Here is a 15,911-nt window from a genome sequence, read left to right on the forward strand (position 1 = left end):
TCGGGGCGACACGTGTCGGCACGGCACCGGAGGGGCGATTACCGCCCCCGCGTCCGCACCGGCTATTGTTTCCCTCCGTCACCCCGACGCCGTGTCGGCACAGGGGTGCCCGGACGTGTAGCTCAGCTGGTTAGAGCGCTCGCTTCACACGCGAGAGGTCAGGGGTTCGAGTCCCTTCACGTCCACCGAACGACGATGGCAGGGCGGGCGGTCCACGCAACGAAGGGTCCGGCGAGCCCGCTGAACAAGGGGACGACACTCCCACCCGCCTGTAGGCTCCCCCTGTGAATGCTCTTCAGGGGGGACGAAACCGATCGGGCGCAGGCGGATCCCGCCTCGCCGTGCGCACCCAGATCCTCGGCTGACCGTGGCCGCGCTCGCCGACCGACCTGATGTCGGAGAGCACACGTGGCAGGAGCGCGTCCCGGGTCTGCGTCTGGCGCGCTCGTACGAGCGGTCCTGGCTCCCGAAGGACATCGTCGCCGGCCTGGTCCTCTCTGCGCTGTTGGTGCCGCAGGGAATGGCCTATGCACAGCTTGCCGGGCTGCCGCCCGTCACCGGGTTGTACACCTCGATCCTGTGCCTGATCGGATATGCGGTCTTCGGGCCCTCTCGGGTCCTCGTGCTGGGACCGGACTCGTCGCTGGGTCCCATGATCGCGGCGACGATCCTCCCCCTGCTTCTCGCCGGCGGAGACCCTGCCCGCGCCGTCGCGCTCGCGTCGATGCTGGCGATCATCGTCGGCGTCGTCATGGTGGTCGCGGGGCTGGCGCGGTTCGGCTTCGTCGCTGACCTGCTGTCGAAGCCGACCCAGATCGGCTACATGAACGGACTGGCACTGACGATCATCGTCGGCCAGCTGCCAAAGCTCTTCGGCTTCTCCACCGATGCGAGCGGCCTCGTGGCCGAGGCGAACGCCTTCCTGTCCGGCCTGTTCACGGGCTCGGCCAACCGTACGGCGGCCCTCATCGGCGTCAGCGCCCTAGCCGGCATCCTGCTCCTGAACAGGTTCATCCCCAAGGTCCCGAGCGTGCTCGTGATCGTGGTGCTGACCGCTGTCGTGGTCAAGGTGTTCGACCTTCAGGCTCACGGTGTCGACACGGTCGGTGTTCTCCCACAAGGCCTCCCGACCTTCACGATCCCCCAGGTGGGCTGGGGCGACGTCCCGCCCCTCTTCCTCGGGGCGCTGGCCATCGCCGTCGTCGCTCTCGCCGACACGATGTCCACGGCCTCGGCCTTCGCGGCCCGCAAGGGCGAACGCGTCCAGGGAAACCAGGAGATGATCGGCATCGGGGCCGCCAACATCGCCGCTGGAGCCTTCCAGGGCTTTCCGGTCAGCACCAGCGGGTCGCGGACCGCGGTGGCGGAACAGGCCGGCTCACGGTCCCAGGTCACCGGGATCGTCGGCGCCGCGGTGATCGCCGCCGTCCTGCTCTTCGCCAATGCCCTCATGCAGTACGTCCCCCAACCGACGCTCGGGGCCATCGTCATCGCGGCGGCCGTGTCGCTGACCGACGTCGCCGGAACTCGTCGCCTCTGGCTGCAGCGCCGGACGGAGTTCCTCCTGTCCCTCATCGCCCTGCTCGGTGTGGCTCTCCTGGGGGTGCTGCCGGGCATCCTCATCGCGGTCGGTCTGTCCATCCTCAACGTCTTCCGCCGCACCTGGTGGCCGCACCAGGCCGAGCTCGGGCGCGTCGAGGGGGTTGCGGGACTGCACGACACGGAGAGCTACCCGCAGGCCGAGCGGTTGCCCGGGCTGGTCGTCTATCGGTTCGACGCGCCGCTCATCTTCGCCAATGCCCGGCGCTTTGGCGAGACCGTGCGCGCGATGGCCGAGGACGACCCGGCGCTGCGCTGGATCGTGGTCGCCGCTGAGCCGATCACCGACGTCGACACCACGGCCTCGGACATGCTGGAGGAGCTGGACACGTGGCTGAACGAGCGCGGGGTGTCCCTCGTCTTCGCGGAGATGAAGGATCCGGTGCGTGCGAAGATCGAGCGGTACGAGCTGACCCGCACCATCGCCCCTGAGCATTTCCTCCCGACCGTCGACGAGGCGGTCGCAGAGTTCCGGCGCCAGACCGGTGCGAGCTGGCGCTCCCCGAAGGAGCCGACATGACGACGTCCGACCCCGGCGCCAGACGCAGCGCCCTTCGCAGGGTCTCGGCAGCACTCGCGCTGACTGCGTTCGCGGCCGCCTTGCTGTTCCTCGTGGTCGTCTCTATCCGCCGCTGGGACGTCCTGCTGGCCAGCGTGGCCTCGCTCGGGGCGGCGGTGGTGGCCGCGTGGTACGTCGTGTCACGCCGGGGCGCCGTCCGAGCCGCTGCCGCTGCGCTCGGGGCCATCGCCCTCGTCGTCTTCGTCGTGGTGATCCTCGCGAGCCAGAGCGGTCGGGTGCTGGCCGTCGGGCTCGCACTCGCGGCGGTCTCCACCGCAGCAGCCGGCTACGCACTGGCCGCCCCGACCGCGCAGGCCGACGACGCCGAGGCCGCGCCCACGGCGAGGCAGGCGGTCCTCATCATGAACCCGCGGTCCGGCGGGGGGAAGGTCGAGCGGTTCGGCCTCGTCGACCTCTGCAGGCAGCGGGGTGTCGAGCCGTATGTCCTCAAACCCGGCGACGACCTGCGAGAAGTAGCCGAGGCCGCGGTCGCCCGGGGTGCGGATCTGCTGGGGATGGCCGGAGGGGACGGCTCGCTGGCGATCGTCGCCTCGATCGCCAGCCTGCACGGACTGCCCTTCGTCGTCGTGCCCGCGGGGACGCGGAACCACTTCGCGCTCGATCTGGGAATCGACCGCGAGGACGTCCCGGGCGCGCTGGCGGCTTTCGACGACGGCGTCGACACGCGCGTGGACCTGGCCGAGATCAACGGGCGCGTGTTCGTCAACAACGCGTCGATGGGTGTGTACGCCAAGGTCGTGCAGTCGGCGGACTACCGCGACGCGAAGGTGCAGACCGCCTCGGCCCTGCTGCCCGACATGCTGGGACCCGGGGCCAACGCCCTCGACCTGCGCTACATGCTGCCCTCCGGCGCGGAAGCGGTGCCGGGCCAGCTGCTGCTGGTGTCCAACAACCCATACGATCTCGCTCACCTTCGTGGCGGAGGCATGCGAGAGGGCCTCGACGGCGGCGTGCTCGGGGTCGTCTCGCTGCGAGTCGGCTCGGCTGCGGACGCAGAGAAGCTCGCCGCCCTGGAGATGACGGGTCAGGTCCAGCGTTTCTCCGGATGGGACGAATGGACGGCCTCGGAGTTCGAGGTGCACTCGGCCGGGCCCGTGGAGGTCGGCGTCGACGGGGAGGCCCTGGTGCTCGATCCCCCGTTGCGCTTCGCCATCCGACCCGGCGCGGTCACCGTGCGACGTCCACGCGCCGCCCTTCGACGGTCGCGTGCTGCTCGCCCGGCGCGAATCACCGCCAGGTCGACGCTCGCCGCGCTCTGGCAGGTCGCGACCGGGCGCGAGGCGGAGGTCGGATGAGCGGTCCGACCCCGCCCGAGCCTGTCGAAGCGCTGCTCGCCGAGCGCCTCGCGGCTCGCGGCTCCCCTCGACTGTCAAGGGTCGTGCGGCTGCTGCGGAGACTGGACACGGCCGACCGCAACACCTATCTGGCCGTGGCAGAGCTGAACACCCCTTGGCTCGACGAGCCGCTACGCCGGGCGTCGGACTTCGCCAACTTCTCCAAACCCTGGCTCCTCGTGGCGGGGGGCCTGGCCGCATTCGGTGGGGAGAGGGGACGCCGTGCCGCTCTCACCGGGGTGGCCGCGATCGGGGTGACGTCCCTGCTGGTCAACCAGCCGATGAAGCTGGCGGCCCGTCGTCGCCCGCGGCGCACCGAGCTGGGCGTTCCCGAGTCCCGGTGGGTGGGCATGCCGTCATCTGCCTCCTTCCCTTCGGGGCACTCCGCGTCAGCGGCGGCATTCTGCGTCGCGACCAGCGCGGTGGTGCCAGAGCTGCGCTGGCCACTACGAGTGTCTGCGGCAGTCGTGGCGTTCTCGCGCGTGTACACGGGGGTTCACTACCCCGGTGACGTCCTGGTCGGGGCCTCCGTCGGTGCCGGGCTCGGACACCTGGCCTCGACCCTGGGCTCGCGGTTGCGCCACCGATGACCGCAGTTCCTGCGCGAAGCGCCCTTCATCGCGATCCCGGACCGCGGGACTCCGTCACCCGCTCCGTACTGACCCGCGCCGACGGGTCGACGACGTAGGCGGCGATCAGGCCCACGCCGACTCCGAGGGCGTAGCCGGCAACCACCTCCGTGAGCGTGTGCACCCCGAGCATGAGCCGATCGAGGCCGACGACGAGCGAGACCAGCACTCCGACCACCAGGACGAGTCGGCGACGCGTGCGCTGGCGGAGGAACAGAGCCGACAGCACGCACGCGGTCGTGACGGCCGCGGCGATGTTCGACGCATGGCCGCTCGGCATCGCGCTCGACGCGTACTCGATGATCGGGTGCGCCACCACTGGCCTTCCCAGGTCGACGTAGTGCTTGAGCACGCTGGTCACCAGCGAGGTGCCGGCCATGACCACCACGACGTACGCGGCCGCCCGACCCAGCCTCCTGACCACCAGCACACCGGCCACGACGGCCGTCGCGACCGCGCTGGCCACGGTGCCGAAGGCGTAGGAGATCCCCACCAGCGGGCGCTCGACCCACGGTGAACCGGCACGCCACGCGTCGGGACCGAGCTGCAGGACGTGGTCCCAGCGGTCGAGGATCTCTGGATGACGCAAGGCCAGGGCGCACAGAGCCAAGCAGACCGCGGTGCTCGCCGAGCCCCAGGCCAGGAACAACCGCCGGGTGCGCGTCGTGAACGTGCCTCGGCCCGGTCTCTCGACCGGTGCCGCCCGGTCTGTCTCGCCGACGGTCATCGGGGTGACCTCATGCACGTCGGCTCGGTCGGCCGGCCGCGGACCCGGGCCCCCCACTGCAGTCTCGGGTCGGACAAGGGACGCACTCAGAACGGAGTCGGGATGAAGCGCGGCGGCAGGGCCGGGGCACGGTAGTCGCCCGGCGCCTGACGCTCCGGCAGCTCGACGTCCTTCGACTCCAGCGGCTCGTAGGGCACTTGGCTCAGCAGGTGGCTGATGACGTTCAGCCGGCCGCGCCTCTTGCTGTCCGTGTAGGCGACGTTCCACGGGGCCCACGGGGTGTCGGAGGCTGCGAACATCGCGTCGCGAGCCCGGGAGTAGTCGTACCAGCGGCTGTAGGACTGCAAGTCCATGTCGGAGAGCTTCCACAGCTTGCGCGGGTCATGGATCCTGCTCTCGATCCGGCGGGTCTGCTCGTCGGAACCGACCTCGAGCCAGTACTTGAGCAAGATGATGCCCGAGTCGACGATGGCCTTCTCGACGGCAGGGACCTGCTCCAGAAAGCGGTCGGTCTGGGCGGGCGTGCAGAAGCCCATCACCCGCTCGACCCCGGCTCGGTTGTACCAGCTGCGGTCGAAGATCACGACCTCGCCGGCCGCCGGGAAGTGCTTGATGTACCTCTGGATGTACATCTGTGACTTCTCCCGGTCCGTCGGCGACGGCAACGCGACCACGCGGAAGACCCGCGGGCTCACGCGCTCGACGATGCGCTTGATCGTGCCGCCCTTGCCGGCGGTGTCCCGCCCCTCGAACACGACACACACCTTGGCGCCGGACGCCTTCACCCACTCCTGCATGGCCACGAGCTCCGCCTGCAGCACCGCCAGCTCCGCCTCGTAGGCCTTACGACCGAGCTTCGCCCCGCTCGAGGACGCGTCGCGCTCATTCGCGGCCCGGACAGGCAACACGTCGGCTGGATTCGGCTCCCTGGCCTTCTTCTTGCTCATCGCTGGCCTCCGGCGCTGCGTCATCGCGTCTGGGCTTCATCCGGTCCACGGTCTCGCCTCGCCGCCCTCGTAGGCTACCTCCGATGCCGGCGCGGCGGTCGAGCCTTGGCCAAACCTCGGCGAGCCACCGAGTGTCCGTCCCCGCGGATGGCGTGGTCACCGACGGACAAGTGATCCTCTTCGGGCGATGCGCGTCGTCGTGCGGATCGCTTGGCTGGATCCGTGCAGCCGTTCGACAGGGCCTACAAGGGTCGGGGCGCGTTCGCGTCCGCGACGCGACCGCCGATCACGACGCGGTACGTTCCCTTCGCGCGGTCGCTCGCGTCGTACACGCGGCCGCGGCTGCGCACGGACCTCGTCGCCGGTGTCACGGTCGCGGCGTTGGCCCTCCCGTCGGCGATGGCGTACGCGGAGCTGGCGGGCGTCCCGGTCAGCGCCGGCCTCTACGCCCTGCTGCTCCCGGTGCTGGCCTACGCGGTCCTCGGGTCGGCGCCACGGGTCGTGGTCGGCCCGGAAGGCACCGTGTCGCTGTTGATCGCGACCGTGGTCGCGCCGTTGGCCGTCGGCGGCAGCGCCCAGTACGCCGCGCTGGCCTCGCTGCTCGCGATCATGGTGGGGGTCGTCTTCCTCGCGGCCCGGCTGGCCCGCCTCGGCTGGATCGCCGACTACTTCTCGCAGGCGGTGCTCGTCGGCTACATCACCGGCGTCGCCGTCGTGCTGATCCTCGGCCAGCTCGGCAAGCTGCTGGGCATATCGAGCGACGCGGAGGGGGCCATCCCCGAGACGGTCGACATCGTCGGCCACCTCGGCAGCGCCAACGGCGCCACGGTCCTCGTCGGTCTCGTCTCGTTGGCGCTGCTGGTCGTCGCCGGCCGGATCAGCAAGCGTCTGCCGGGCGCCCTCGCGGTCGTGATCCTGGGCATCGCCGCGTCCTGGGCACTGGACCTCGTCGCCCACGGGGTGTCGGTCACCGGCCCCGTGCCGCAGGGACTGCCGTCGCTCGAGCTGCCGGACGTCTCACGCGCAGACCTCGGCACGCTCGTGGTCGCGGCCCTGGCGGTGTTCCTCGTCGCCTTCTCGGACTCCATCCTGACGGCACGGTCCTTCGCCGCCCGTCACCACGAGATCGTCGACGCCAACCAGGAGCTCCTCGCCTTCGGAGTGGCCCAGATCTCGGCCGGTGTCACGCAGAGCATCCCGGTCGGGACGAGCGGGTCGCGCACCGCGGTCAACGACGACATGGGGGCCACGAGCCAGGTCAGCGGGCTGGCGGCCGCAGGGACGATCGCCGCCATCCTCCTGTTCCTCACCGCGCCGATCGAGTACCTCCCGTCAGCGGTCCTCGGCGCGGTCATCGTGTACGCCGCAGCGAAGCTCATCGACCCGGTGCAGTGGCGCGAGCTGGCTCGCAGCAGCCGGGTCGAGGTCGTCATCGCCGCCATCACGGTCGCGTGCGTCGTGACGATCGGGGTCCTTCAGGCGATCATCGTCGCGGTCCTGCTGTCCGTCGCCGACATCGTCCGTCGGGCGGCTCGACCGGCTGACGCCGTGCTGGGATGGTCCGCCCGCGACGACCGGTACGTGGACGTCGTGGACCAGCCCGACGCGGGCGTCAGTGCGGGTGTGGTCGTCTACCGGATCCAGGACCGGCTGTTCTTTGCCAACGCGCACTACTTCAAGCGCCGGCTGTGGGCCGCCGTGGACGGCGCGCCCAAGCCCGTGCGCCACGTGGTGCTCGACGGCTCGTTCATCAGCGACCTCGACGCCAGCGCGGAGGTCGCGCTGCGCGAGGTGCTCGACGGGCTCCGCGAGCGCAACATCGAGCTCCACGTGGCACGGGCGGCGCAGGAGCTGAGGGAACGTCTGGACTCGGTCGGGCTGCTCGAGGCCATCGGGGCCGACCACTTCCACGGCACGGTGACCGCGGCGGTGCAGGCCTGCACGCCCTAGCGAGCTGGATCTGGACGCTGACGCCACGCGTCGAGTGTGCAATGGTTGGCGGCATGTCCCTGCTGACGGGGTACCGGCGTGAGTGGCTGCGTGGTGACCTGGTCGCAGGGGTGACGGTCACCGCGATCGCGATCCCCGAGTCGCTGGGCTACGCCAGCATCGCGGGGCTGCCGGTGCAGACAGGTCTCTACTGTGCGTTGCTCCCGGCGATCCTCTTCGCCCTCGTGGCCTCGACGAGGCAGCTCGTCGTCGGTGCGGACTCCGCCACCGCGGCGCTCGTGGCCGCCGGCACCGGTGCCGTCGTCGCAGCGGGCTCAGCCGGGTACGCCGGCACCGTGGCCGTGCTGGGCCTGCTCACCGCCTGCGTGCTGCTCCTCATGGGCGTCGCGCGCCTCGGCTTCCTCGCGGACCTGATCTCGCAGCCCGTGCTGGCGGGATTCCTGAGCGGGGTCGGTGTCTCGCTCGTCATCGGCAAGCTGCCCGGGATGCTCGGCATCGAGGCGTCCGGCACGACGTGGGACAAGCTCGTCGCCACCGTGACCAACCTCGGTCACGTGAACGCGGCATCCGCCGTGCTCTCCCTGGGCGTCGTGGTCACGATGCTGGTGATGGAGCGGGTCCTGCCCAGGCTCCCCGCAGCGCTCCTGGCGGTCGTGGCCTTCAGCGTGCTCGGGGTCCTCATCGGCGCTCAGGGGCACGGGGTGTCCATGGTCGGCGACGTGCCGGCCGGCCTGCCGAGCCTGACGTTCCCGAGCTTCTCCTCCGATGAGCTCACCCGGCTCGTGGGCAGCGCGGCCGCCATCGCCGTCGTCATCCTGGCGCAGAGCGCTGCGGTGGCCCGCAGCTTCGCCACCAAGAACGGCTACCGCGACGACACCAACCGGGACCTCTACGCGCTCGCCGCCGCCAACACCGGCAGCGCCCTCACCGGTGGCTTCGCGATCAACGGCAGCCCGCCGCGGACGGCAGCAGGTGACGGCGCCGGGAGCCGCAGCCAGCTCGTCAACGTCGTCATGGCACTGGTCATCGGAGTCGTGCTGCTGTTCGCCACCGGACTCTTCGAGTACCTGCCGTCCCCCGTGCTGGACGGTGTCGTGTTCGCCATCGGCGTGGGCCTCGTCAAGGTCGCGCAGCTCCGGGCCATCAAGCGCATCCGGCTGTTCGAGTTCGGCGCCGCGATGCTGGCGCTCGTCGTCGTCGCCTTCGTCGGGGTGGAGCAGGGCATCCTGCTCGCGGTGCTCGTCTCCCTGGTCGACCGGCTCCGGCGCCAGTACCAGCCGCACGACCAGGTCCTGGTCGCGGACGGTGAGGTCGCACCACGGCTGCTCGACCGGGTCGCCCCGGGGACGCCCATGGACGGCCTCCTCGTCTACCGGTTCGGCACCGGCCTCTTCTTCGAGAACGCGGCCCACTTCGACGTGCGGGTCCGGGAGCTGGTGTCCTCGGCGACCGTCCCGGTGCGGGCGGTCGTGCTGGACGCCGCAGCCATGGACGACATCGACTTCAGCGGGACGGAGGTCCTGCGCCGCCAGGCCGAGGACTTCGCGGCCCGCGACATCCGCCTGTTCGTCGCCGAGCTCTCGTCGGACGCCGAGGGATGCGTCCGGCGGGCCGGACTGGACCAGGTGCTGTCGATCGTCCCGCGTCTCGAGCAGGCCATCGCCGCCGCCTCCTCGTGACCGCACCGTGACGGCGGCGCCGCCGGCCTGCACGCACTAGCGTGGCGGCATGGACGCGACGGTCACCAGCCTCATCATCTATCCCGAGCACGGCGGCCCCGGCCAGGAGCTCGCGTCGGTCGAGATCACGCCGACGGGGCCCGAGGGCAACCGGGCGAAGAAGCACGCCGTCCACCTCGTGTCGGCGACGGACTACGTCGAGTCCCACCCGCGCGCCAACATTGTGCTCGACATCGCGCCAGACCGGCTGGTGTCCTTGGTGGGCAGGGTGATCCGCATCGGCGAGGCCACCCTCGAGGTGACCCGCGCGCCGCACCAGTGCGCCGGCGTCTACGCGGCTGTCGTCGCCCCGGGAGAGGTCGAGCTGGGCAATGCCCTGCTCGTCGCCGACGCATGACGATCCACACCGAGCACCCGTTCGACACCCCTGACGAGGACCGCGACCAGGTCCGGCGCCTCCGGGGACGCGTCGGGGGCACCGTGTCGCTCTGGACGTCCGGAGCGGGCATCGAGCGGGCCGGCCTGACCGTCTCGTCCTACCTCGTCGCCACCGGAGACCCCGGCCGGGTCGTCGGGCTCCTGCACCCCGACGCCGACGTGCTCGACGCGCTCGAGGCCACCGGGACGGCGGTGGTCGCGCTGCTCGGTGCCCGTGACGAGCGCCTCGCCGACGTCTTCGCCGGCGTCATGCCCGCCCCGGGCGGCGCCTTCCGGCTCGCCGAGTGGGAGCAGACCGAGTGGGGGCCACGCGTAACCCACACCACGACGTGGCTGGGCGTGCGCCTCGACCCGGCGAGCCGACACGACGTGGGCTGGTCGGTCCTCGTCGAGGCGACGATCGAGCACGTCGTCGTGGGCGTCGAGGACGCCCCGCTCGTGCACCGGCGCGGTCGCTACCAGCGCGCCACCGAGTGACGGGCGGCTGACCGCGCCGGACGGCTGACCGCGCCGGACGGCATACGACCCCCTGGACGTGTGGTCGGGCCGGTCAGGCGGTGCCCGACATCTCGGTCGTGAGCAGGCCGTCCGGGATGCCGAACGCGTCGACGAGCGTCAGGGCGTGCGGACGCAGCTGCGCGCAGACGTCGTTGACGAGGGCGGTGAGGGCCTTGGCGCGCGCCGGGCTCAGCCGGTCGTGCTCGAGGTACCACGCCTTGTGGCGCTCGATCGTGGACAGGGCGAAGAGGTCACAGACGCGGGCCAGCACCGCCCGGGCCTCCTCGTCGGTGCAGGACTCGACGGAGGCGGCGAACGTCTCGGCGACTGTGCGCTCGACGTGTGCCGTCGCTGCGTCGACGAGGTGGTCCTGAGTCGCGTTGAAGACGGCGAACGCGTCGGCCCCCGGCGCGGTGGCACGGCGCAGGCGCCGGGCCAGGCCGTCGAGGAGGTGCTCCTCGCGCTCGCGCAGCAGGCGCAGCTGCGTGCCGCGGATGCCGAACGTGACGTCCTCCTCGCGCCTGGGCGCGGCGTCCACGAGCCGCTGGATGATGCCCCGCGCCGAGGATCGCTCGATGACGGTGCCCCCGACGAGCCGGGCGCCGAAGCGCACGATGCCGGCCGTGTCGAGGTCGCCGAAGGTCGCCTGGTAGTCCGCGAGGAGCGACTTGGCGACGAGCTGGAGCAGGACGGTGTTGTCACCCTCGAACGTCGTGAAGATGTCGGTGTCGGCCTTGAGCGCGGCGAGCCGGTTGGCCCAGAGGTAGCCGGCGCCACCGCACAGCTCGCGGCACTCCTGGATGGTGTCGGTGGCGTGCCGCGTCGTCAGCACCTTGATGCCGGCGGCCCGGGTCTCGAGCTGTCGCTGGTCGTGCTCGGAGGTCGAGCGCCCGGCGAGCACGTCGTCCATCGCCGAGACGAGCTCGTGCTGGGCGAGCTGGAGGGCGTATGCCGTCGCGATCCTCGGCAGCAGCCGCCGCTGGTACGTCCGGTAGTCCAGGACGATGGTCTCCACGTCCGTGTCGGGAGCGGAGAACTGCCGGCGGCCGGCGGCATACGTCGTCGTGACTGCGAGGGCCGAGCGCGCGGCGGCGCCGGCCCCGCCCGCCACGGAGATGCGACCGCGGACGAGCGTGCCGAGCATCGTGAAGAAGCGGCGACCGGGGTTGTCGATGGGGCTCGAGTAGGTGCCGTCGTCGCCGATGTCGCCGTAGCGGCCGAGGAGGTTGGTGCGGGGGACCCGGACGTGGTCGAAGAGCAGGCGCCCGTTGTCGACGCCACCGAGCCCGAGCTTGGGGCCGCAGTCCTCGATGGTGACGCCGGCAGCGGTGCCGCCGTCCTCGCCCCGGATCGGGACGAGCACGCAGTGCACTCCGCGGGACTCTCCGTCGACGACGAGCTGGGCGAAGACCGCCGCGAGCCGCCCGTCGCGGGCCGCGTTGCCGATGTAGTCCTTGCGCGCCGCCGGCTCGGGGGAGTGGACGACGATCTCGTCGGTGGACGGGTCGAAGGTCGCCGTCGTCAGCAGGCTCTGCACGTCGCTGCCGTGGCCGGTCTCGGTCATCGCGAAGCAGCCCTGGAGCTCGCCGGAGGTGATGCGGGGCAGGAGGTGGTCGTGGCGGCTCGTGCCGAGGAGTGACACGGCACCGCCGAAGAGGCCCCACTGGACGCCTGCCTTGACGAAGAGCGAGAGGTCGGTGTGCCCGAGCATCTCGAACGCGGCCACGGCCTCGCCGTAGCGGGCGGTGCCCCCCTGGCGCTCGGGGAAGCCGTGGGCGGCATACGGCTGGCTCGCCAGGGCCGCCAGCTGCGTCGTGACCCGGGAGCGGTGCTCGTCCATCGGCAGCGGCGTCGCCGGCGGACCGAAGGTCGCCGGGTCGAGGGCGCGGCAGTGGTCGCGGACCTCACCGAACGGGCCGTCGAGGTGGTCACGCAGCGCCGTGGTCAGCGCGGGGCCGGCGACGGCTCCGGAGCGTCCGATCGGGGCCAGGTGCTCCTGGGCGGGTGCGGGGAAGTCAGCGGGGGAGCCTGTGGGGGAGCCTGTGGCCGTGGACATCTCGGTGCCTTCCGGTCTGGACCTCAGAGGGTCGAGGTGGTCGGTGGGGACGATGCGCCCCCGGTGGTCGGTGAGGTCGCGGTGCGGGCCGTGAGGACGGGGGCGAGCCCGTGCCACGCGAGGTCGGTCAGGGAGTCGACGACGGCGGCCCGCGGGGCCCGGTCGGCCTCGGGTGTGGCGAGCCAGTCGTCGGCGACTGCGCGGACCGAGCCGACGAGGGCGATCGCCCAGGTCCGGGCCCGGGACGGGTCGGTCGCGGGGGACCGGAGGGCCTCGAGGAGCAGACCGGTCAGCTGGTCGGTGACCTGGTCGACGGTGCCGCCCACCGGGTCGTCGGCGAGCGGCCGGTCGACGAGCGGTCGGTTGACGACGAACCGGTAGACCTCGGTGTCGGACTCGACGAGGGCGAGGTACGCGTCGACCGTCGACGCGACGAGCTCACGGGTGTCGGCGGGCGGGGTGCCGGGTCCTCCGAGGGCCGCACCGACGTTGCCGACGACGCGGCCGTCGATGCGCGAGGCGACCGCGCGGTACAGGCCGGCCTTGTCGTCGAAGTGGCGGTAGATGACGGTCTTGGACGTGCCCGCCTCGGCAGCGATGTCGTCCATCCCGACGCCGGCGCCGTGGGTCCGGATCGCCCGGATGGTCGCGTCGACGAGCGCGGTTCGGCGCTCCTCGCGGTGGCGCTCCCAGCGCGAGTCCCGCCCGTCCCGAGGGGCGGCCCGTCCCGGGGGATCCACGTCGTTGTCCATCTCACGAAAGTAACAGGTACTTGCTGTATCGACTACTGCGGGTTTCGGATAACGTGGTCGAGAACGACAGGTCAGACACCCCACAGCAGGAGAGACCCATGGCTTCCCAGTCCACCCCGCGCGCACCGCGTCGAGTCGCGGTCCTCGGGGGCAACCGCATCCCGTTCGCCCGGTCCAACGGCCCCTACGCCAAGGCGTCCAACCAGGACATGCTGACCGCGACCGTGGACGGCCTCGTGGCCCGCTACGGGCTCGCCGGAGAGCGGCTCGGGGAGGTCGTGGCCGGCGCCGTGCTCAAGCACAGCCGCGACTTCAACCTCACGCGCGAGACCGTCCTGGGCACGCGGCTCGACCCGACGACACCGGCCTACGACATCCAGCAGGCCTGCGGCACGGGTCTCGAGGCCGCCGTCCTCGTCGCCAACAAGATCGCGCTCGGCCAGGTCGACGCCGGCATCGCGGGTGGCGTCGACAGCGCCAGCGACGCCCCCATCGCCGTGAGCGAGGGCCTGCGCCAGACGCTTCTCGCCGCCAACCGGGCACGGTCCGCGGGAGAGCGCGCCAAGGCGCTCGCGGGCCTGCGTCCGGGTCACCTCGTGCCGGCCATCCCCGAGAACGTCGAACCGCGCACCGGCCTGTCGATGGGCGAGCACATGGCCCTCACGGCGGCGCAGTGGGGCATCCCGCGCGAGGCCCAGGACGAGCTCGCCGCCGCGAGCCACCAGCACCTGGCCGCCGCCTACGAGCGGGGCTTCTTCGACGACCTGGTCACGCCCTACCTCGGTGTCTCGCGCGACACCAACCTGCGCGCCGACTCCAGCGTCGAGAAGCTCGCGACCCTCAAGCCGGTCTTCGGCAAGGGGGACGGCGCGACCATGACGGCCGGCAACTCGACGCCCCTGACCGACGGCGCGTCGGCGGTCCTCCTCGCGAGCGAGGAGTGGGCCGCCGAGCACCGGCTGACGCCCCTGGCCTGGTTCGTCGACGCCGAGACCGCCGCCGTCGACTACGTCCACGGTGACGAGGGTCTGCTCATGGCCCCCGCCTATGCCGTGCCGCGTCTTCTCGCGCGAAACGGCTTGAGCCTGCAGGACTTCGACTTCTACGAGATCCACGAGGCCTTCGCCGCCACGGTCCTCACGACCCTCAAGGCCTGGGAGGACCCCGACTTCTGCCGCGCACGCCTCGGTCTCGACGCACCACTCGGCTCGATCGACCGGAGCCGGCTCAACGTCAACGGGTCCTCGCTCGCCGCCGGCCACCCCTTCGCCGCCACGGGCGGGCGCATCGTCGCCTCGCTCGCCAAGCAGCTCAAGGAGGCCGGCGGTGGCCGTGGCCTCATCTCCATCTGCGCTGCCGGTGGGCAGGGCGTCGTCGCGATCCTGGAGGCGTGAGCATGAGCGACCTCTTCACGACCATCGTCCGCTCGCCCGTGGCCCGGAAGGTCGGGGTCCCGCAGCCGACCCGGCTGCGCCGCTTCGAGCCCGGTATGCCGCTCTGCGAGGGGCCCGTGCTCGTCGCCGGCGACGGCCGGTTCGCCGACGGCATCGCCGCTTGGCTCGGGGGCGCCGGGGTGCCCGCGGTGTCCACCCCGCCCGGTGAGGGCGACAAGGTCGGCGCCGTGGTCCTCGACCTCAGCGCCGCCACCGACCCGGCCGAGCTCGACCAGCTGCGACTGCTCGGCGCCCCTGCCGTCAAGGCGCTCAAGCGCAACGGTCGCGTCGTCGTCGTCGGCACCGACCCCACGACGCTGACCGACGTGGCCGCGGTGACGACGCAGCGTGCGCTCGAAGGCGCCGTGCGGTCCATCGGCAAGGAGCTGCGTGGTGGGGCGACCGCGAACCTCGTTCTCGCACAAGGGGATGCCCACGACGGAGTCCGATCGGCCGTCGAGTTCCTCCTCTCCGGCCGGTCCGCCTACGTCGACGGCCAGGTCATCCGTGTCGACGACTCGACGAGCGGTGACGTGGACGCGCTGCGTCCTCTCGAGGGCAAGGTGGCCGTCGTCACCGGCGCCGCGCGCGGCATCGGGGCCGAGATCGCCCGCGTGCTGTCGCGGGATGGCGCGACCGTCGTGGCCGTCGACCTCCCCGCCGCCGGTGACTCCCTGGCTGCGGTGGCCAACGACGTCAGGGGCACGGCGCTGCAGCTCGACGTCACGGCCGACGACGCGGGCGGCCGGATCGTCGAGCACGCGACGGCGCGGCACGGGGGCCTCGACATCGTCGTGCACAACGCCGGCATCACGCGGGACAAGCTCTTCGTCAACATGGACGACGACCGTTGGCGCAGCGTCATGGAGGTCAACCTCCGTTCGGTCCTGCGGATGAACGAGGCGATCCTCGGTGAGGGAGGTCTCGCCGACGGCGGCCGCATCGTGTGCGTGGCCTCGATCGCGGGCATCGCGGGCAACCGGGGCCAGACGAACTACGGCGCGAGCAAGGCCGGCGTCATCGGTCTGGTCACCGCCCTGTCACGTCAGGTGGCCGACCGCGGCATCACGGTCAACGCGGTCGCGCCCGGCTTCATCGAGACCGAGATGACGGCGCGGATCCCGTTCGCGACGAGGGAGATCGGGCGGCGCATGAACTCCCTCCAGCAGGGGGGGCACCCCAAGGACGTCGCCGAGACCATCGCGTGGTTCGCCCAGCCGGGTGCGGCCGCCGTCACGGGGCAGGTGGTCCGCGTCTGCGGCCAGAGCCTGCTCGGGGCGTGAGGGCGC

13 protein-coding genes and 1 tRNA gene are annotated in these 15,911 nt (G+C 71.7%); 10 read left to right on the forward strand and 4 right to left on the reverse strand.

Translation table 11 applies throughout. From position 1 onward, the window contains the following. Nucleotides 1-111: 111 nt before the first annotated feature. From ASG96_RS12700 to ASG96_RS12715, 4 genes are all read left to right on the forward strand, one after another. A tRNA-Val gene (locus ASG96_RS12700) sits at nt 112-185 on the forward strand. 182 nt (nt 186-367) lie between these two features. After that, the gene (locus ASG96_RS12705) at nt 368-2,119 is read left to right on the forward strand and encodes a SulP family inorganic anion transporter (RefSeq protein ID WP_057588128.1); all 1,752 of its coding nucleotides are present in this window, start codon (nt 368-370) and stop codon (nt 2,117-2,119) included. Beyond that, nucleotides 2,116-3,474 carry a diacylglycerol kinase family protein gene (locus tag ASG96_RS12710; protein ID WP_057588130.1) on the forward strand — a complete coding sequence of 453 codons (1,359 nt, stop codon included), beginning with the start codon at nt 2,116-2,118 and terminating at the stop codon, nt 3,472-3,474. The genes ASG96_RS12705 and ASG96_RS12710 overlap by 4 nt, the downstream gene beginning before the upstream one ends. After that, nucleotides 3,471-4,103, forward strand: a complete 633-nt coding sequence (locus ASG96_RS12715; RefSeq protein ID WP_082591757.1) for a phosphatase PAP2 family protein — start codon at nt 3,471-3,473, stop codon at nt 4,101-4,103. The genes ASG96_RS12710 and ASG96_RS12715 overlap by 4 nt, the downstream gene beginning before the upstream one ends. A 25-nt stretch (nt 4,104-4,128) precedes the next feature. Here ASG96_RS12715 and ASG96_RS12720 read toward each other — a convergent pair whose 3' ends face one another. Together ASG96_RS12720 and ppk2 are read right to left on the reverse strand one after the other, a co-directional pair. Beyond that, a complete protein-coding gene (locus ASG96_RS12720) occupies nt 4,129-4,869 on the reverse strand; it encodes a phosphatase PAP2 family protein (RefSeq protein WP_235509153.1) in 741 nt (246 codons plus the stop codon). An 86-nt stretch (nt 4,870-4,955) separates the two neighbouring features. Beyond that, a complete protein-coding gene (gene ppk2, locus ASG96_RS12725) occupies nt 4,956-5,816 on the reverse strand; it encodes a polyphosphate kinase 2 (RefSeq protein WP_056756577.1) in 861 nt (286 codons plus the stop codon). 222 nt (nt 5,817-6,038) lie between these two features. On the opposite strand from ppk2, the gene ASG96_RS12730 reads away from it, so the two are divergent. From ASG96_RS12730 to ASG96_RS12745, 4 genes are read left to right on the forward strand one after another with little or no spacing between them, the layout of a single operon-like run. After that, nucleotides 6,039-7,766 (forward strand): SulP family inorganic anion transporter, encoded by a 1,728-nt coding sequence (locus tag ASG96_RS12730; RefSeq protein ID WP_056756580.1) that lies wholly within the window; start codon nt 6,039-6,041, stop codon nt 7,764-7,766. A 53-nt stretch (nt 7,767-7,819) separates the two neighbouring features. Then, nucleotides 7,820-9,445: a SulP family inorganic anion transporter gene (locus ASG96_RS12735; protein ID WP_057588134.1), complete on the forward strand. Its 1,626-nt coding sequence runs from the start codon at nt 7,820-7,822 to the stop codon at nt 9,443-9,445. A 49-nt stretch (nt 9,446-9,494) separates the two neighbouring features. Continuing rightward, nucleotides 9,495-9,842 (forward strand): hypothetical protein, encoded by a 348-nt coding sequence (locus ASG96_RS12740; protein WP_056756587.1) that lies wholly within the window; start codon nt 9,495-9,497, stop codon nt 9,840-9,842. After that, nucleotides 9,839-10,360, forward strand: coding sequence for a flavin reductase family protein (locus ASG96_RS12745; protein ID WP_057588136.1), 522 nt, complete (start codon nt 9,839-9,841; stop codon nt 10,358-10,360). Before ASG96_RS12740 ends, ASG96_RS12745 begins: the two co-directional genes overlap by 4 nt. Before the next feature lie 73 nt (nt 10,361-10,433). Here the strand turns inward: ASG96_RS12745 and ASG96_RS12750 are convergent, their stop codons facing one another. After that, the gene (locus tag ASG96_RS12750) at nt 10,434-12,437 is read right to left on the reverse strand and encodes an acyl-CoA dehydrogenase (RefSeq protein WP_200962681.1); all 2,004 of its coding nucleotides are present in this window, start codon (nt 12,435-12,437) and stop codon (nt 10,434-10,436) included. 23 nt (nt 12,438-12,460) lie between these two features. Next, on the reverse strand, nt 12,461-13,189 hold the full coding sequence (locus ASG96_RS12755; protein WP_056756593.1) for a TetR/AcrR family transcriptional regulator: 729 nt from the start codon (nt 13,187-13,189) through the stop codon (nt 12,461-12,463). Between the two features lie 98 nt (nt 13,190-13,287). Here ASG96_RS12755 and ASG96_RS12760 point away from each other — a divergent pair, with 98 nt between their 5' ends. Beyond that, a complete protein-coding gene (locus ASG96_RS12760; RefSeq protein ID WP_056756595.1) occupies nt 13,288-14,583 on the forward strand; it encodes an acetyl-CoA C-acetyltransferase in 1,296 nt (431 codons plus the stop codon). A 2-nt stretch (nt 14,584-14,585) separates the two neighbouring features. Beyond that, entirely contained in the window at nt 14,586-15,905 is a 1,320-nt protein-coding gene (locus ASG96_RS12765; protein ID WP_057588138.1) for a 3-oxoacyl-ACP reductase, read from the forward strand. Nucleotides 15,906-15,911 lie beyond the last annotated feature (6 nt).

The organism is Terrabacter sp. Soil810, from assembly GCF_001429645.1.
Taxonomy (GTDB): Bacteria; Actinomycetota; Actinomycetes; order Actinomycetales; family Dermatophilaceae; genus Terrabacter.